This window comes from Sphingobium ummariense RL-3 (genome assembly GCF_000447205.1).
Taxonomy (GTDB): Bacteria; Pseudomonadota; Alphaproteobacteria; order Sphingomonadales; family Sphingomonadaceae; genus Sphingobium; species Sphingobium ummariense.
The window spans coordinates 1-14,202 of sequence record NZ_AUWY01000103.1 but is presented as its reverse complement, the minus strand read 5'-3'; the positions used below and the strand labels follow the sequence as shown (position 1 = coordinate 14,202).

Here is a 14,202-nt window from a genome sequence, read left to right as displayed (position 1 = left end):
CAGGCGCTGTCCGCCCGCACCGGCGCGCCGCTGCTCGCCACCATGGACGCGCTCTACGCGACCCCGGCCGAGCGGCCTTTGCAGGACGTGCTGAGCTGCATGCGAGAAGGGACTACCGTCGGGAAGGCCGGCCGTCTGCTGGAGGCCAATGCCGAGCGCCATATCCATGCCCCCGCCGAAATGGCCCGGCTGTTCCGCGCCTGTCCGGAGGCACTGGCCGAGACGATCCGTCTGCTGGAGCGGGTCGACTTCACGCTCGACCAGCTGCGCTACGAATATCCGCACGAGCCGGTGCCGGAAGGATGGACCGCGCAGCAATGGCTGGAGGAACTGACGACCGTCGCTGCCCATGCCCGCTATGGCCCGCGCATCCCGCGCGAGGTCAGGGCGCTGCTGGACGAGGAGTTCGGGCTGATCCGGGAGCGGAACTACGCCTATTATTTCCTGACGGTCCACGACATCGTCGCCTTCGCGCGGATGCAGGGAATCTTGTGCCAGGGACGCGGGTCGGCCGCCAATTCCATGGTCTGCTTCCTGCTCGGTATCACTTCGGTCGATCCGCAGAAGCACGACCTGCTCTTCTCCCGCTTCGTGTCCGAGGAGCGCAACGAGCCGCCCGACATCGACGTCGATTTCGAGCATGAGCGGCGCGAGGAGGTGATGCAATATGTCTATGAGCGCTACGGCCGTCACCGCGCCGGCATCGCCGCGACCGTCATCCACTTCCGCTCGCGCAGCGCGCTGCGCGAGGTGGCGAAGGCGCTCGGCCTGTCGGCCGACGTCGCCGCCCGCATGGCGAGCACGGTCTGGGGCAGTTATGGCGGCGACCCGGAGGCACGGCAGATCGCGGAAGCCGGCTTCGACCTCGCCAATCCGGAGATCGCCCGGCTGCGGGCACTGGTCGGCCAACTGCTGGAGGCCCCTTTCCCCCGCCACCTGTCGCAGCATGTCGGCGGCTTCGTCCTGACCCAGAACCGGCTCGACGAGACGGTGCCGCTGCACCATGCGGCGATGGACGACCGCAGCTTCATCGAATGGGACAAGGACGATATCGATGCGCTCGGGCTGATGAAGGTCGATGTGCTCGCGCTCGGCATGCTGACCTGCATCCGCAAGGCGTTCGACCTGATGCGCGCCAACGGCCTGGGCGACCACCGGCTCGACGTCGATCTCGATTCCGGCGATCCCGCCGTCTACGACATGCTGTGCAAGGGCGACAGCATCGGCGTGTTCCAGGTGGAAAGCCGCGCCCAGATCAACATGTTGCCGCGCCTGCGGCCCCGCACCCTCTACGACCTTACCATCCAGGTCGCGATCGTGCGGCCGGGTCCGATCGAGGGCGACATGGTCCATCCCTATCTGCGTCGCCGCTGCGGCGAGGAGAAGGTGGAGTTCCCCGCGCCCGCGCCCGAGCACGGGCCTGCCGACGAGCTGAAGGGGCTGCTCGGCAAGACCTTCGGCGTGCCGTTGTTCCAGGAACAGGCGATGAAGCTCGCCATCGTTGCGGCGGACTTCAAGCCTTTCGAAGCGAACCAGCTCCGCCGCGCCATGGCGACCTTCCGCAATGCCGGCACCATCCACCATTTCCGGGAGAAGATGGTGAACGGTATGGTCGCGCGCGGCTACATGCAGGACTTCGCCGAGCGCTGCTACAGCCAGATCGAGGGTTTCGGCAGCTACGGCTTCCCCGAAAGCCATGCACTCTCCTTCGCGCGGCTGGTCTATGTGTCGGCCTGGATCAAATGCCATCATCCCGCAGTCTTCGCCTGCGCGCTGCTCAACTCCCAGCCCATGGGCTTCTACGCCCCGGCGCAGATCGTCCGCGATGCGCGCGAGCATGGCGTTGCCGTCCACGCGGCCGACGTGAACGGAAGCGGGTGGGACAACAGCCTGGAATCCGTCCGTCATTCCCGCCTGCGCGGGGGTGACGAAGAAAAAGAGGCGAGGCCGATTGCCCTCCGCCTTGGCCTGCGACAGATCGACGGCTTCCGCGAGGATTGGGCCAAGCGGCTGGTCGAAGCCCGTATCGTCGGCGGGCCGTTCACCGGCATGGAGGATATCGCCCGCCGCGCCGGCTTGCCTGCCCGCGCGCTGCGCCTGCTTGCGGATGCCGATGCCTGCCGCTCGCTGGGGCAGGACCGGCGCGCGGCGTTGTGGGAAGCGCGGCGCACCCCGTCGGACGAGCTGCCGCTCTTCGCCGCCGCCCGGGAGCGCGGCGACGGCGCGCCGGAGCTGGGGGAGGAGTCCGACGCGATGCTCCCCGCCATGCCGCTCTCCGAGCATGTCGCGACGGACTATCAGGTGACGCGCCTGTCGCTGAAGGGCCATCCGATGCAGTTCCTGCGCCCCGTCTTCGCCGCCGAGGGCGTGCTGAGCTGCGCCCAGACCAGCGCGGCGAAGAACGGCGCGCGCGTCCGCACCGCCGGCGTGGTGCTGGTGCGCCAGCGGCCGGGCAAGGGCAATGCGGTCTTCGTCACGATCGAGGACGAGACCGGCATCACCAACATCTTGCTCTGGGCGCGCCTGTTCGAAATGCAGCGGCGCCCGGTCATGGCTTCCCGGCTGATGTTGGTGGAAGGGGAGGTGCAGCGAAGCAAGGAGGGCGTCGTCCACCTGATGGCGACCCGCGTCCACGACCGCACCGCCGAACTTGACCGCCTGACCCAGCCCGAAACCCGCGACGCCCGCCCCCACGCCCGCTCCGCCAGCCACCCGCGCAATGTGCGGATCTTGCCGGGATCACGGGATTTTCATTGAGGGGATGTCCGGCTACTTCTGTTCGCAACCATTTGTTGCAGTTCAGTCCAACAATCGCGGGGAAGAATATGCATCACAAGGTTCGATTGATTTTCTTACTGATTGCCTTGGTCTTACCCGCCTGCTCTCCGAGGCTGGCAATAGTCAATGATACAACGGAACCGTTGCTAGGCTCAGGACCCATTGATTGGCTGAGAGCGATGTGATTCAGGCTCCGCGAGGAGACTGAGCATGAGCGACCTGTATTGGCTGACGGACGAGCAGATGGCGCGTTTGTCGCCGTATTTTCCCAAGAGTCACGGCAAGCCTCGGGTTGATGACCGGCGGGTGCTGAGCGGGATCATCTTCGTCAATCGCAACGGGCTGCGCTGGCGAGACGCGCCCAGGGAATACGGTCCGCACAAGACGCTCTACAACCGATGGAAACGGTGGGGCGAGATGGGCGTGTTTGGCCGGATGATGGAGGGTCTGTCCGCCCAGAAAGCCGAACCGCAGACCCTCATGATCGATGCGACCTATCTCAAGGCCCACCGCACGGCTTCCAGCCTTGGGGTAAAAAAGGGGATCTCGGCCGCCTGATCGGACGGACCAAGGGCGGCATGAACACCAAGCTTCACGCCGTCACCGATGCCAACGGCCGCCCCTTGAGCTTCTTCATCACGGCCGGCCAGATCAGCGATTACACCGGCGCGGCAGCCCTGCTCGATGATCTGCCCAAGGCGCAGTGGATGCTGGCTGACCGGGGCTATGACGCCGAATGGTTCAGGGACGCGCTCGAGCAAAAGGGCATCACGCCCTGCATCCCGGGCCGGAAATCCCGTTCCTTTCCAGTGAAATACGACAAGCGCCGATACAAACGCCGCAGCCGCATCGAGATCATGTTCGGCCGCCTGAAAGACTGGCGCCGTGTGGCAACCCGCTACGACCGCTGCCCAACCGTCTTCTTCTCCGCCATCGCTCTCGCAGCTACCGTGCTCTTCTGGCTGTGATCAACGAGTCCTGAGCCTAATCGACGTCATCGCTACGGATACTCCACGGCAGCCCGTCATGTGGCGATTGAGGCCGAATGAAGCAGTCGATGCCAAGATGTGTGCCAGTGAGGCATTGGTAATCTATGTAGCAAAGATCAATGGTAAGCCGAGGAAGATTTCTCCATCCAAACTTTGCAATTTGGAAAAATGCGGATGTAACGCAATGCTTTCTCAAGTACTTGAATATGATCTGCCTTCGTCTGAGTAAGTAGCCGGCGCTCGTTTAAACCGTCAGTTCGATACCCACCCGTTTCAGACCTCGCCCTTCACTCCCGCAACCGCCCGAACGGCAGCAGCGTTTTCGCCAGCGTGGCGGCGGCCTTGCCGTCATTGGCGCGCAGGGGCGGCAGGATCGCGGCGGCGGCGCGCTTCATGCGCTGATCGAGGGGCGTCGGCGCGGGGGCTGCTGCTGCCGTCTCGGCCCATTTGCGCGCTCGGGTGACGTCGTCATGGTCCTTGCGGATGGCCATCATCGCCGCCAGTCCCGGATAGAAGGCGCGGTCGCCGCCCAGCGCGACGGCGCGGGCCAGCGCCGCCTCGCCCGCCTGCGTCTTCGCGCCGAGCACGGTGCGGGCCAGAAAGCCGCCTAGCTGGTCGATCGCGTCGAGGTGCCAGCCCGCGATCACCATCTGCGCCTCGGCGTCGCGCGGGTTCCGCGCGGCTAGTCCCTCGAAGATGCCGAGCGAAGTGCGGGCGTCTCCCCGGCTGCGCGTCAGCTTCGCGCGGTAGCCGATGGCGACGCCGCGCTGCAGGGTGGCTTCATGGTCGCTCGGTTTCGTCGCCAGGATCTTGTCCGCCGCCGCGAGAGCCTGATCGACCAGCGCGAGCGCCCTTGCCTTGTCCGGCGCTTGAAAGGCGGCCGCAGTAAGCAGTTCGCGCGGCGTGTCCGCCAACGCGGCAGTCGGCGCACAGGCCAGGGCAGCTATAGCGACGGTCAGCGGACGGTGCATATTCGCTCCGGTTGGAAAAGGCGGCACGATGGCCGATGGTGGGGGATCGCGCCAGTGGCTTGTCGCCGCGCCTCAATAATCCTTCGAATAGCGCAGGTTGGCGGAAGATCCCGCGTTCGTGCCGGTTTTCGACAACAGGCTCAAGGTACGCGACAGGGCGATTTCCAGCTGGGTGGCGGTGAAGCCCTTGGAGTCCGTCACGACCTCCACGTAGATGTTGTTGGAGATGTGCTGCCCGACCGCGAGCGAGGTGCCGCGCCCGGTCGCCTCGTCGCCGCTGACGATGCCGATGCGGTCGACGCCCGACGCGTTCTGCAGCTTGCCGATGGGGTTCAGCCCGCCGCTGCCGCCGCGCAGCCCGTTGAGCGCGATGCCGAGCTGCACCGCCTGCATCGGCGTCAGGTTCGCGACATTGGCACCAAACAGGATGCGCGAGAGGATCTCGTCCTGCGGCAAGGTAGGCGTCGACACGAAGCTGATGTCGGGCCGCTGCGCCGTCCCATTGACGGCGATCCCCGCCGTCACCGTGTCGATCCGTGTTTCGGCCCGGATCGCGAGTGAGGGATTCATCATTTCGCCGTTGAAGCTGATGACGCCCTGCTCCAGTTCGAACTGGTGGCCGGAGAAGCTGTAGCGGCCGCGGATCACCTCGATCTTGCCGACCACGCGCGGCGCGGCTGTGGTGCCGGTCACGCGCATATCGGTCTTCCATTCGGAATCGAGGCCCATGCCGGTGACGTAGATCTCGTTGTCGGCCCGCACGCGGATGTCGAGTTTCCACAAGGCAGGCCTGGCCGCCGCGGCCTTGCGCGCGGCGATGCGCTGGTCGAGCGCGTCTACGCCCTCGCCCTTGCGCCGGACGCCCTGGAGCTGGCGGATATCGGTGCCACCCTGCCAGGCGAGGCGGTAGCGCGTTTCGGGCAGGCGAAGATCGCCCTGGATCAGACCGCCATTGGTCGCGCTGTTGGTGATGTTGATCGTGCCGCTCACCACGCTGGTGATCGCCTCGCTGCGGGCGAGCCGCGCGCGGTCGAGCTTCACCGCGACGTTCATCGGGAAACCGCTGTCGGCGGCAAGCCCGACATTGCCTGATGCCTGCACCGTGCCGTCGCCCGCGCGGCCGGAGAAGTCCCGCAGTTCCAGATGGTCGTTGGTGAAGCGCCCGTCGAGCCGCATCTGCGTCACCCGCGTGCCGAACGTCTCGTTCTCATAGGTGAGCGCGTTGGCGCGAACGATGCCGTTCAGGCGCGGGTCGGCCAGGCGTCCGCCGAAGTCGGCCGCCATCGCGATGCCGCCGGTCAGTTGCTGGTCGGCAAGGCCGGCGAAGGAAAAGAGCACATCGGCCGGCCCGGCATAGCGTATGCCGCCGCCGAGCGGCGCGTTCATCAGCTGCTCGGACCAGCTGGCCCCGGCGCCCGGCGGCGCCAGCGTCGCGACGAAGCGGCCGAGGGTTGCATTGCTGCGGCGGATCAGGCCGCGCATGTCGCCGCCCGCGCTGGACAGCTTGCCCTCGATGCTCATCGCCACCGGGTCGGACACGGCGGTCAGGCTCGACCGGCGGAAGTCGCTGATCGCGATGCGCGTGGTCGCGGTGGGGAAGGCGGTGCCTTCCTGCAAGAAGTCCAGCGTGCCCGTCGCCTTGCCGCCGATGCCGATGCCGGGGCTCAGCACATTGGCGATGGCGAGATCGAAATCCTTGAAGCGCGCCTGGAGTGCTGTGCGGTCGCCGAAGCGCCCGGCGAGATCGACCCGGCCCTGCGGCAGCACCAGTGTCGCGGGCTCAATGCGGTAGCCGCCCTGTTCGACGCGGATGATGGCCGGCCGGGCGAGGCGGAAGTCGATATTGCTCGCCTTGCCCTGCGCCGCCACGGCATAGAGATCCGGCCGCAGCGCCGCATTGACCGCGATCGAGAAGGGCACCCCCGTCGAACCGTCCGCCACCAGCTGCCCGCGCCCGCGCCCGCCTTGATAGTCGAGCTTCGCCCGCGCCTTGCGCACCACATAATCGCCATAGGCGGCGTTCGCCATCTGCACGTCGGCAACGACGCGCGGCTGGTCCGTCAGCACCATGGAGGCAGTAACGATCGCCCGGCCAATGACCACGTCCGCCTCGCCGGGGAGTTTCGCATTGCTGGCGGTGGCGTTGACGTCGACCCCCTGCGCCTTGTCCACCGCGGCCAGCCTTACAGTGCCGACGATACCGGATCCGTTGAGAGAGAGCTGCCCGGCAAAGGGGCCGGCGGCGGTCTGCCGGATCGTGCCTTCCGCATCCACGCCCGCAAAACGCGCCCGGGTCACATCGATGGTGAGCGGCCCCTGCGCCGACCGGATCAGCACATTGGCGAAGAAGGGGCCGTAGGGCGACCCGCCGGTCGCCTCCAGGCGATAGCCCGCCGTCTCGCCGTTCAGCTTCGCAACGACGTCGGTAAGCTGCACGCCGACATTGGGTCGCGCCGCGCGCAGCACCGCCTGCGGCCGTTCCATCGTGCCGCGCACGGTGAGGGCGAGGGGACCATATTGCTTCGAGCTGGCGGTGGCGTCGAAGGCGATCTGCCCGTCGGTGTCATAGCTGCCCGAGCCGGAATGGACCTGGAAATTGGGGGTGGCGCCCTTGAGCCCCGCCAGCGTGAATTTGCCCTCCGGCGTCATGCCGATGCGGCCGGACATCACCGCGTTGCCGCCCAGGAAATCGCGGACCGATGCGTTTTCCCAGCGCGCCGTGCGCACGCCGAACCGGCCCGACAGGCCGAAGCCGCCCCGTGGACCGGGCACCAGCTCCACATCGGTATTCAGGTTGACGATGCCGACGCCATCGACCTTGTAGTCGTTGACCCGCCCCTTCAGTGCGCCGCGATAGAGGGCGTTGTCGAGGTCGGCGAGCACGATGGCGGTCGCATCCACCCGGTCGCTGTCGATCTTGAGATTGTCGCTGATGAGCTTGCCGGCGGCATAGGCGAAATCGCCCTTCACCCGCAGATTCTGGAGCAGCCCGCCGGCGGCCGCGTTGAGCCCCGTCACCCGCCGTGCCGTCGCGTTCACCGGGATGCGGATGCGGTCGGCGTCGATCACCGCGCGGCCGCTGGCCTTCAGCCCCTCGATCCCGGTGGCGTCGAAGGCGAGGCTGGTCGCAGTGATGTCGTAATCGACGAAGGGGGTCGCCATCGGTCCGTCGAGGATGACAGACGCGCGGACATCCTTGCCCCTGACCTTCTCCATGATGGCGCCGGGCGTCAGCAGCGCGGCGTTGATCCGCAGCGCGCTGAACTCGCTCTTGCCCAGGTCGATGAGGCCCTGCGCGTCGGCGCTGAGCGCGGGCGAGCGCAGCGTGCCCTTCAGGTTTACGCGCCGCTCGTTGAGCCCGGCGAACAGGTCTACGTCCAGCGCGGGCGCGGTAAGCCGATCGACTGTCCCGGCGAAGACGAGGCCGGGACGCATGGGTCCCTTGACGGTGAAGTTGCCGTCCCGCGCGGCCAGCGCGAGATTGGCCAACTCACCCTTGGGCGAGGTCGCGACGACCCGGCCGTCCCATGCCTGCCAGGTGCCGCGCCCGTTTAGGGTCGCGGTGACGCCGTCGGTCAGGCCGGTCATCGCCGCGATCACGCCGCCCTTCGGCGCGGTGAGCGTGCCGCTCATCGCGAGCCGGTTCTGCGAAGGCACCGCGTCCAGCTTCGCCTGAAGCCGGTCGCCGCTGTCCACGACGGCGCTGGCGGACAGTTGCGCCCGCCCGTCGGCGATATGGGTGACGCCGTCGATCGCGATCTCGCGCTTCTGGCCGATGACGGGCTTCGCCACCAGGAACCGCGCGATCTTCAGCCGGTCGACGTCGATGTCGAGGTCCGGCAGGATTGGTGCATTGGGATCGGTCTTGGTGACGTTGAACTGCGGGCTGCGTGCCAGCACCACCAGCGGGCTTTCCAGCAGCCGGACAGAGATATGGTTGCGGACATAGCGGAAGGGGCTCCAGACCACATGCACACGCGGGCTGACGGCAAATGGCCCCTTGGGATCGCGCAGGACGAGGTCGTGGATCGTCATGTCGCTGTAGATCGACCCTTCGATCCGGCCGACCTCGATCTGCATGCCCGATTCCAGCTTGAGCGCCGCGACCTGTCCGATCAGGAAGCGCTTGCCCGGCTGGGTATTAAGGAACAGCAGCACGCCCGCGACCAGCACTACCAGCGCAACCACCAGGCCGACGGCGCCGATCGCGATGCGGCGCCACAGCGGTGCCCTCCGGTGGACGATCACCGTTTCGGCGGGCGGGGGAGGAGGTGTGTCTTCGGCCATCAGAATGCCTGCCCGATGCCGATATAGATGGCGAACTTGGATTCGCCGGGTTGCCGGTTGATCGGCATGGCGATATCCGCGCGGAAGGGACCGAAATTGGTGTAAAAGCGCCCACCCACGCCCACGCCGTAGCGGATGTCGGAAAACTGGGGGATGGCGCTTTCATAGACCTGCCCGGCATCGACGAAGGCGACGACGCCGTAATTGCCGAAGCGGTAGCGCCCTTCCACCGCGAACTCATTGACGGAACGGCCCCCGATCGGATCGGCATTCACGTCCTTGGGGCCGAGCTCCTGATAGCCATAGCCGCGCACCGATCCGCCGCCGCCGGCATAGATGCGGCGGGACGGGGCGATGTCGTCGCGATCGACGCCGCTGATCGTGCCGAGGCGCGTGCGCGCCGCGATCACCAGGCTGTCGGACACCGGATAATAGCCCGAAAGGTCGAAGGTCGCGCGCAGATAGGGCGAGAACTTGCCCTGCAGCGATCCTTCCGGCTCCGCGCGCAGGTTGGCGCGGAATCCCTTGGTCGGGTTGAGCAGGTCGTTGGATCGGTCATAGCCGACCTGCACCGGCAGCCCGCCGATGAAATAGGTGCGCCGGGTCTTGTCCGCCGTTGCCGGATCCACCACCGTCTGCTCGTTCGTCAGCAGGATCTCCGCGCCATAGCCGTAGGTCCAGCGCTTCTGGAAGATCGGGGTCGACTGGCGCGACCAGCCGATGTTGAGGCCCGCGGTAAAGGCCTCATAGGCGTCGTAATTCTGGTGGTTGAGCGTGATGCCGGTCTGGAAGGTCTTGTCGCGCTTGCCCGCGTTCGAGCGGCGGAAGGTGCCGGAAACGCCCTGTTCCTGCGTGCCGGCGATGACGCCCAGGATCAGCGCGCCCTCCGGCGGGAAGAGATTGCGGTGGGTCCAGGTTCCTTCCGCCCGGAAGCCTTGGCCGGTGCCATAGCCCGCCTCGCCGGCCAGCGTACGCGGCGGCCCCGCCTGCTGCTGGACGTTGAGGTCGACATATTCGGTGCCGTCGGGCCCGGGTGCGTTGGTCCGCACCGGATCGACCGCGACACTGGAGAAGAGCCCGGTCGCCACCAGCGCCCGGCGCAGATCGTCCACCTTGCGGCTGTCATAGAGTTCGCCTGGCTTGAAGCGGCTGATGACGGCCATGTGATCGGCGCCGAAGGCCTGCTTCTCGCCGGTGGTGGTGATATTCCGGAAGCTGCCGCGCGGTCCCGTTTCGACCGGCAGGGTATAGTCGCCCGTCACCGTCGCGGGATCGAGCAGGATGTCGCGCTCGCCCACTTCGACGAAGGGATAGCCTTCCTCGGGCAGGCGGACTGCCACATTGGCCTCCGCCGCCTCCACCGCCGTCGCGACGATGAAGTCGCCGGTCTTGAGCGGCAGGCTGTCACGCACCAGGTTGGGCGGCACCGTCGGCCCCGCATGGATGACGATCTCGCCGATCTTGTAGCGCTTGCCGGGCGTTACGGACACGACGGCCTTCAGTGCTCCGTCGCCGGCTTGGTCGAGAGAGGCCAGCGCGGTCGCGTCATAATAGCCTTCGGAATAGAGCAGCCGCACGGCCAGCGCCTCGTCCTGCTGCGCACGTGCCTGCACCATCGCGGCGGTATCCGCCTTGCCATTGCCGTCGATCAGGGCCGACGCGTCGCGGAACGCACCCTCAAGGCCGGTCTTGCCGAAGCCTTCGATGCTGGTGGCATAGCGCACCTCCGACAGCTTTTCCGCGGGGCTGTTGTCGTCCGCGGCATTGGCCGGCACGGTCACGCTGTCCAGCGCGGGCAGCGGCTGGGCCAGTTCCTGTTCCTCTGCCGGGTCGGTGGCGGGCGGCAGCTCGGCAGGCTGGACCCCCGCCTGCGGCATCTGTTGGTCGATCCATGCGTCGATAGAGGGCAGGGGAGCGTCCGGATCGGTTGCCGGCTTTTCGCCTGCCTTGGGCAGCCGTGCCTCGAACTCCGCGTCGGGGAGGATGGGAGCTTCGTCTTCGGCGGGAGGAGGTGTGTTCTGCGCGGGCTGGGGCACCTGGGCCATCAGCGGAAGCGGTGAGGCGGCGGCCATGGCCATGCCCAAAGCGGGCGCCCACCGAGCTTTCCGCCTGCAACCCCTCAACGCCCGACGCCCCTTCCCGTCCAGCCCGCGACAGTCCGGGCGTGCAAAGCCTCAATACGCTCAACCTGTTGCGCCGGTTCCGCAGCCGTCACGAATGCCGATGGCGGGCAGCACTTCCCTCGACATCGCATCCCGTTTAGGACCGGAACATGACAATCGCGCTCAACGTGACCCATTCGTTCCTCGGCCAGCCCTGGCGTTGGCGCGGCGGCGGGGCGGACGCGCGCAACCCGGGCTACCGCCCGGACGATCTGGTGACGCAATTGTTGCTGGCCCGCGGTTGCCCGCGCGAGGGGGTGGAGGCGCACCGCAATCCCACCATCCGCCATTTCATGCCCGACCCCAGCCTGTTCCGCGACATGGACGCGGCCGCCGATCGGCTTGCGGACGCTGTGCAACGCAGCGAGGATGTACGCATCTTCGGCGACTACGACGTCGATGGCGCGACCAGCGCGGCGCTGCTGATCCGCCTGCTGCGCGACATTGGCCTCACGGCGCGGCCCTATATTCCCGACCGGCTGATGGAGGGCTATGGCCCGTCGGGCGAGGCACTGGTGCGGCTCGCAGGAGAAGGGGCCACCCTGATCGTCACGGTCGATTGCGGCGCGCAGGCGTTCGAGGCGCTGGCCATGGCGAAGCGGGCCGGGGTCGATGTTGTGGTGATCGATCATCATAAGTGCGCGACCGATCTTCCCCAGGCGCTGGCGCTGGTCAATCCTAACCGCCTGGATGAGGTGCCAGAGGCGGCGGCGCACGGACATCTCGCCGCGGTCGGCGTCGCCTTCCTGCTCGGCGCGGCGCTTATCCGCACCCTGCGCGCGCGCGGCTGGTTCGCGGCGCGACCAGAGCCCGCGCTGATGGAACTGCTCGATATCGTGGCGCTCGGGACCGTCGCGGACGTGGCGCAACTCAAGGGGCTCAATCGCGCCTTCGTCGCGCAGGGGCTAAAGGTGATGGCGAAGCGCAGGAATATCGGGCTCGCCGCGCTGATCGACGCCAGCCGCCTCAGCCGCGCGCCGCTCTGCCACGATCTCGGCTTCGCGCTGGGGCCGCGCATCAATGCGGGCGGGCGCGTCGGCAAGGCGGACCTGGGCGTGCGCCTGCTTACGACCGGCGACCCGGCCGAGGCGGCCCGCATCGCCGAAGAGCTGGACCGGCTGAACGAGGAACGCCGCGCGATCGAGGCGACGGTGCAGGAACAGGCGGAGGAACTGCTGGAACGGCAGGGTAATCGCGCCGTGGCGATAGTCGCGCGCGAAGGCTGGCACCCGGGCGTGATCGGCATCGTCGCCGGGCGGATCAAGGAAAAGGTGGGGCGTCCTGCCATCGTCGTCGCGCTGGACGAGCAGGGGATCGGCAAGGGGTCGGGCCGATCCGTCTCCGGCGTCGACCTGGGCGCGGCGGTGCTGGCGGCGAAGGACAGTGGCCTGCTGGTCGCAGGCGGCGGCCACGCGATGGCGGCAGGGCTGACCATCGCGGCGGACAAGATGGATGCGCTGGCCGACTTCCTCGACGACCGGCTGGCGGGCGCGGTGGCGCGCGCGCGCGATGGCCGCGCGCTCCTGCTGGACGCAGTACTCGCCCCGGGCGGCGTCAATCCGGATTTCGTCTCGGCGATCGAGGCGGGCGGCCCCTATGGTGCCGGCTGGCCCGCGCCACTGGTCGCCGCCGGGCCGATGCGGGTGGTGAAGGCCGATGTCGTCGGCAACGGCCATCTGCGCGCCGTCATGGCGGGCGACGATGGCCGGTCGATCAAGACCATCGCCTTTCGCCAAGCGGAAAGCGCGCTGGGCCAAGCGATCCTCGCCGCCCCGCGCGACCGCCGCCTGTGGGTCGCCGGCAGGGCAAAGATCGACGACTGGGGCGCTCGCCCGGCGGCGGAACTGCATCTGGAGGATGCCGCCTGGGCGGACTAGGCGCAATCACCCGTCCGTTCCACGCGCACGCGGGGTGCTTTTGTTGGGCGCGGCCGTTCAGGACCTGAAGCGGTGGCGGCCTGGCGAAGAAGATCGTTCTCCTTGTCGCCTCCTCCGCCGGACGACAGATTGATGACGCAAAGGGGGTTGACCGCACGAAAGCCACCTCCTAATGCCGCCCTCGCTTCGCGGCACCGGACCATCCGGTACCGCCTGTGGCCCCTTCGTCTAGCGGTCTAGGACGCGGCCCTTTCACGGCTGAAACACGGGTTCGATTCCCGTAGGGGTCACCAAAATCCTCTCCCAGAGGGTTTCAGGAAGTGCCGGGAACGGCGGATTTCTGCGGGTTTTCGTGGTATAGGTATCTCGTGCGGAGCGGTCTTGGACCACCGGATACCAGCATGTTGATAGTATGTCTGATGGTAGCGCGGCCCTCCCCCCAGACGGAGATACCATCATGGCCCCTTCGACCATGCTCAGGACAGGACTTACCGCCGCTGCGATCAAAAACGCCAGGGCGGGGAAAAGCCCTATAAACTCACCGATAGCGAGGCCTGTTCCTCTATGTGACGCCTAATGGCAGGCGCTACTGGCGGATGAACTATCGCCACCTTGGCAAGCAGAAGGCGTTGGCCTTCGGGGTCTATCCCGACATTGGCCTCGCCGACGCCCGCGAGCAGCGTGACGACGCCCGCAGGTACTGGTGAAGGGGGACGTCCCTGCCCAGAAGATCAAACTCGACCGGATTGCTGCCACGGTTGCCGCGTCCAACAGCTTCAAGGCCGTGGCCGACGAGTGGCTGAAGGTTGAGCGCGAGGGCCGCTCCGGCGTCACGATGAAGAAGCTGCGCTGGCTGCTGGCCTTCATCAATGCGGCCCTAGGGTCAGGATCTGTAATTGCAGAGCTCGGCGGTGTGATCCCTTGAGGGCTTCATGGATCTGTCCGCACTGGCCAGACCGAAGGCTGGCCGTGCTGTATCGGGTCTCACAGAGGCGAACGTTGCATTGACTCGACGCGGGCTTTTCGGCCCATCTGCCCACCTTCGCAGATCGTTCGTCCCTGCGTTCCCTCTCGGGACACCGCCCTCGGATCAGCCTTGACGCTTCACCGCTGGCAAACAGGTTCTACTCTATCTCAT

At 67.1% G+C, this 14,202-nt stretch carries 8 protein-coding genes and 1 tRNA gene; 6 read left to right on the top strand and 3 right to left on the bottom strand.

Annotated elements, in window-relative coordinates; genetic code table 11:
• On the top strand, positions 1–2,757 hold a 2,757-nt coding region (locus M529_RS39415), incomplete at its 5' end, for an error-prone DNA polymerase (protein WP_021318775.1).
• Between the two features lie 231 nt (positions 2,758–2,988).
• Positions 2,989–3,746, top strand: a protein-coding gene (locus M529_RS48495) for an IS5 family transposase (protein ID WP_128830903.1) whose coding sequence is annotated in 2 segments (ribosomal slippage) — positions 2,989–3,322 and positions 3,322–3,746 — 759 coding nt in all. Because the reading frame shifts where the segments join, the coding sequence is not laid out codon by codon here.
• Positions 3,747–4,054: 308 nt separating this feature from the next.
• Here M529_RS48495 and M529_RS39400 read toward each other — a convergent pair.
• The 3 genes from M529_RS39400 to M529_RS39390 form a co-directional block, all read right to left on the bottom strand.
• On the bottom strand, positions 4,055–4,738 hold the full coding sequence (locus M529_RS39400) for a hypothetical protein (RefSeq protein ID WP_021318774.1): 684 nt from the start codon (positions 4,736–4,738) through the stop codon (positions 4,055–4,057).
• A gap of 72 nt (positions 4,739–4,810) precedes the next feature.
• Positions 4,811–9,025, bottom strand: a complete 4,215-nt coding sequence (locus M529_RS39395; protein WP_021318773.1) for a translocation/assembly module TamB domain-containing protein — start codon at positions 9,023–9,025, stop codon at positions 4,811–4,813.
• Positions 9,025–11,103: an autotransporter assembly complex protein TamA gene (locus M529_RS39390; protein WP_021318772.1), complete on the bottom strand. Its 2,079-nt coding sequence runs from the start codon at positions 11,101–11,103 to the stop codon at positions 9,025–9,027. The genes M529_RS39395 and M529_RS39390 overlap by 1 nt, the downstream gene beginning before the upstream one ends.
• 194 nt (positions 11,104–11,297) lie before the next feature.
• On the opposite strand from M529_RS39390, the gene recJ reads away from it, so the two are divergent.
• The 4 genes from recJ (at position 11,298) to M529_RS50340 (ending at position 13,989) form a co-directional block, all read left to right on the top strand.
• Positions 11,298–13,064: a single-stranded-DNA-specific exonuclease RecJ gene (gene recJ / locus M529_RS39385; protein WP_021318771.1), complete on the top strand. Its 1,767-nt coding sequence runs from the start codon at positions 11,298–11,300 to the stop codon at positions 13,062–13,064.
• Between the two features lie 217 nt (positions 13,065–13,281).
• Positions 13,282–13,357 (top strand) — tRNA-Glu (locus M529_RS39380).
• Between the two features lie 303 nt (positions 13,358–13,660).
• The gene (locus M529_RS50345) at positions 13,661–13,771 is read left to right on the top strand and encodes an Arm DNA-binding domain-containing protein (RefSeq protein ID WP_021318770.1); all 111 of its coding nucleotides are present in this window, start codon (positions 13,661–13,663) and stop codon (positions 13,769–13,771) included.
• Positions 13,768–13,989: a hypothetical protein gene (locus M529_RS50340; protein ID WP_021318769.1), complete on the top strand. Its 222-nt coding sequence runs from the start codon at positions 13,768–13,770 to the stop codon at positions 13,987–13,989. Before M529_RS50345 ends, M529_RS50340 begins: the two co-directional genes overlap by 4 nt.
• Positions 13,990–14,202: the final 213 nt, after the last annotated feature.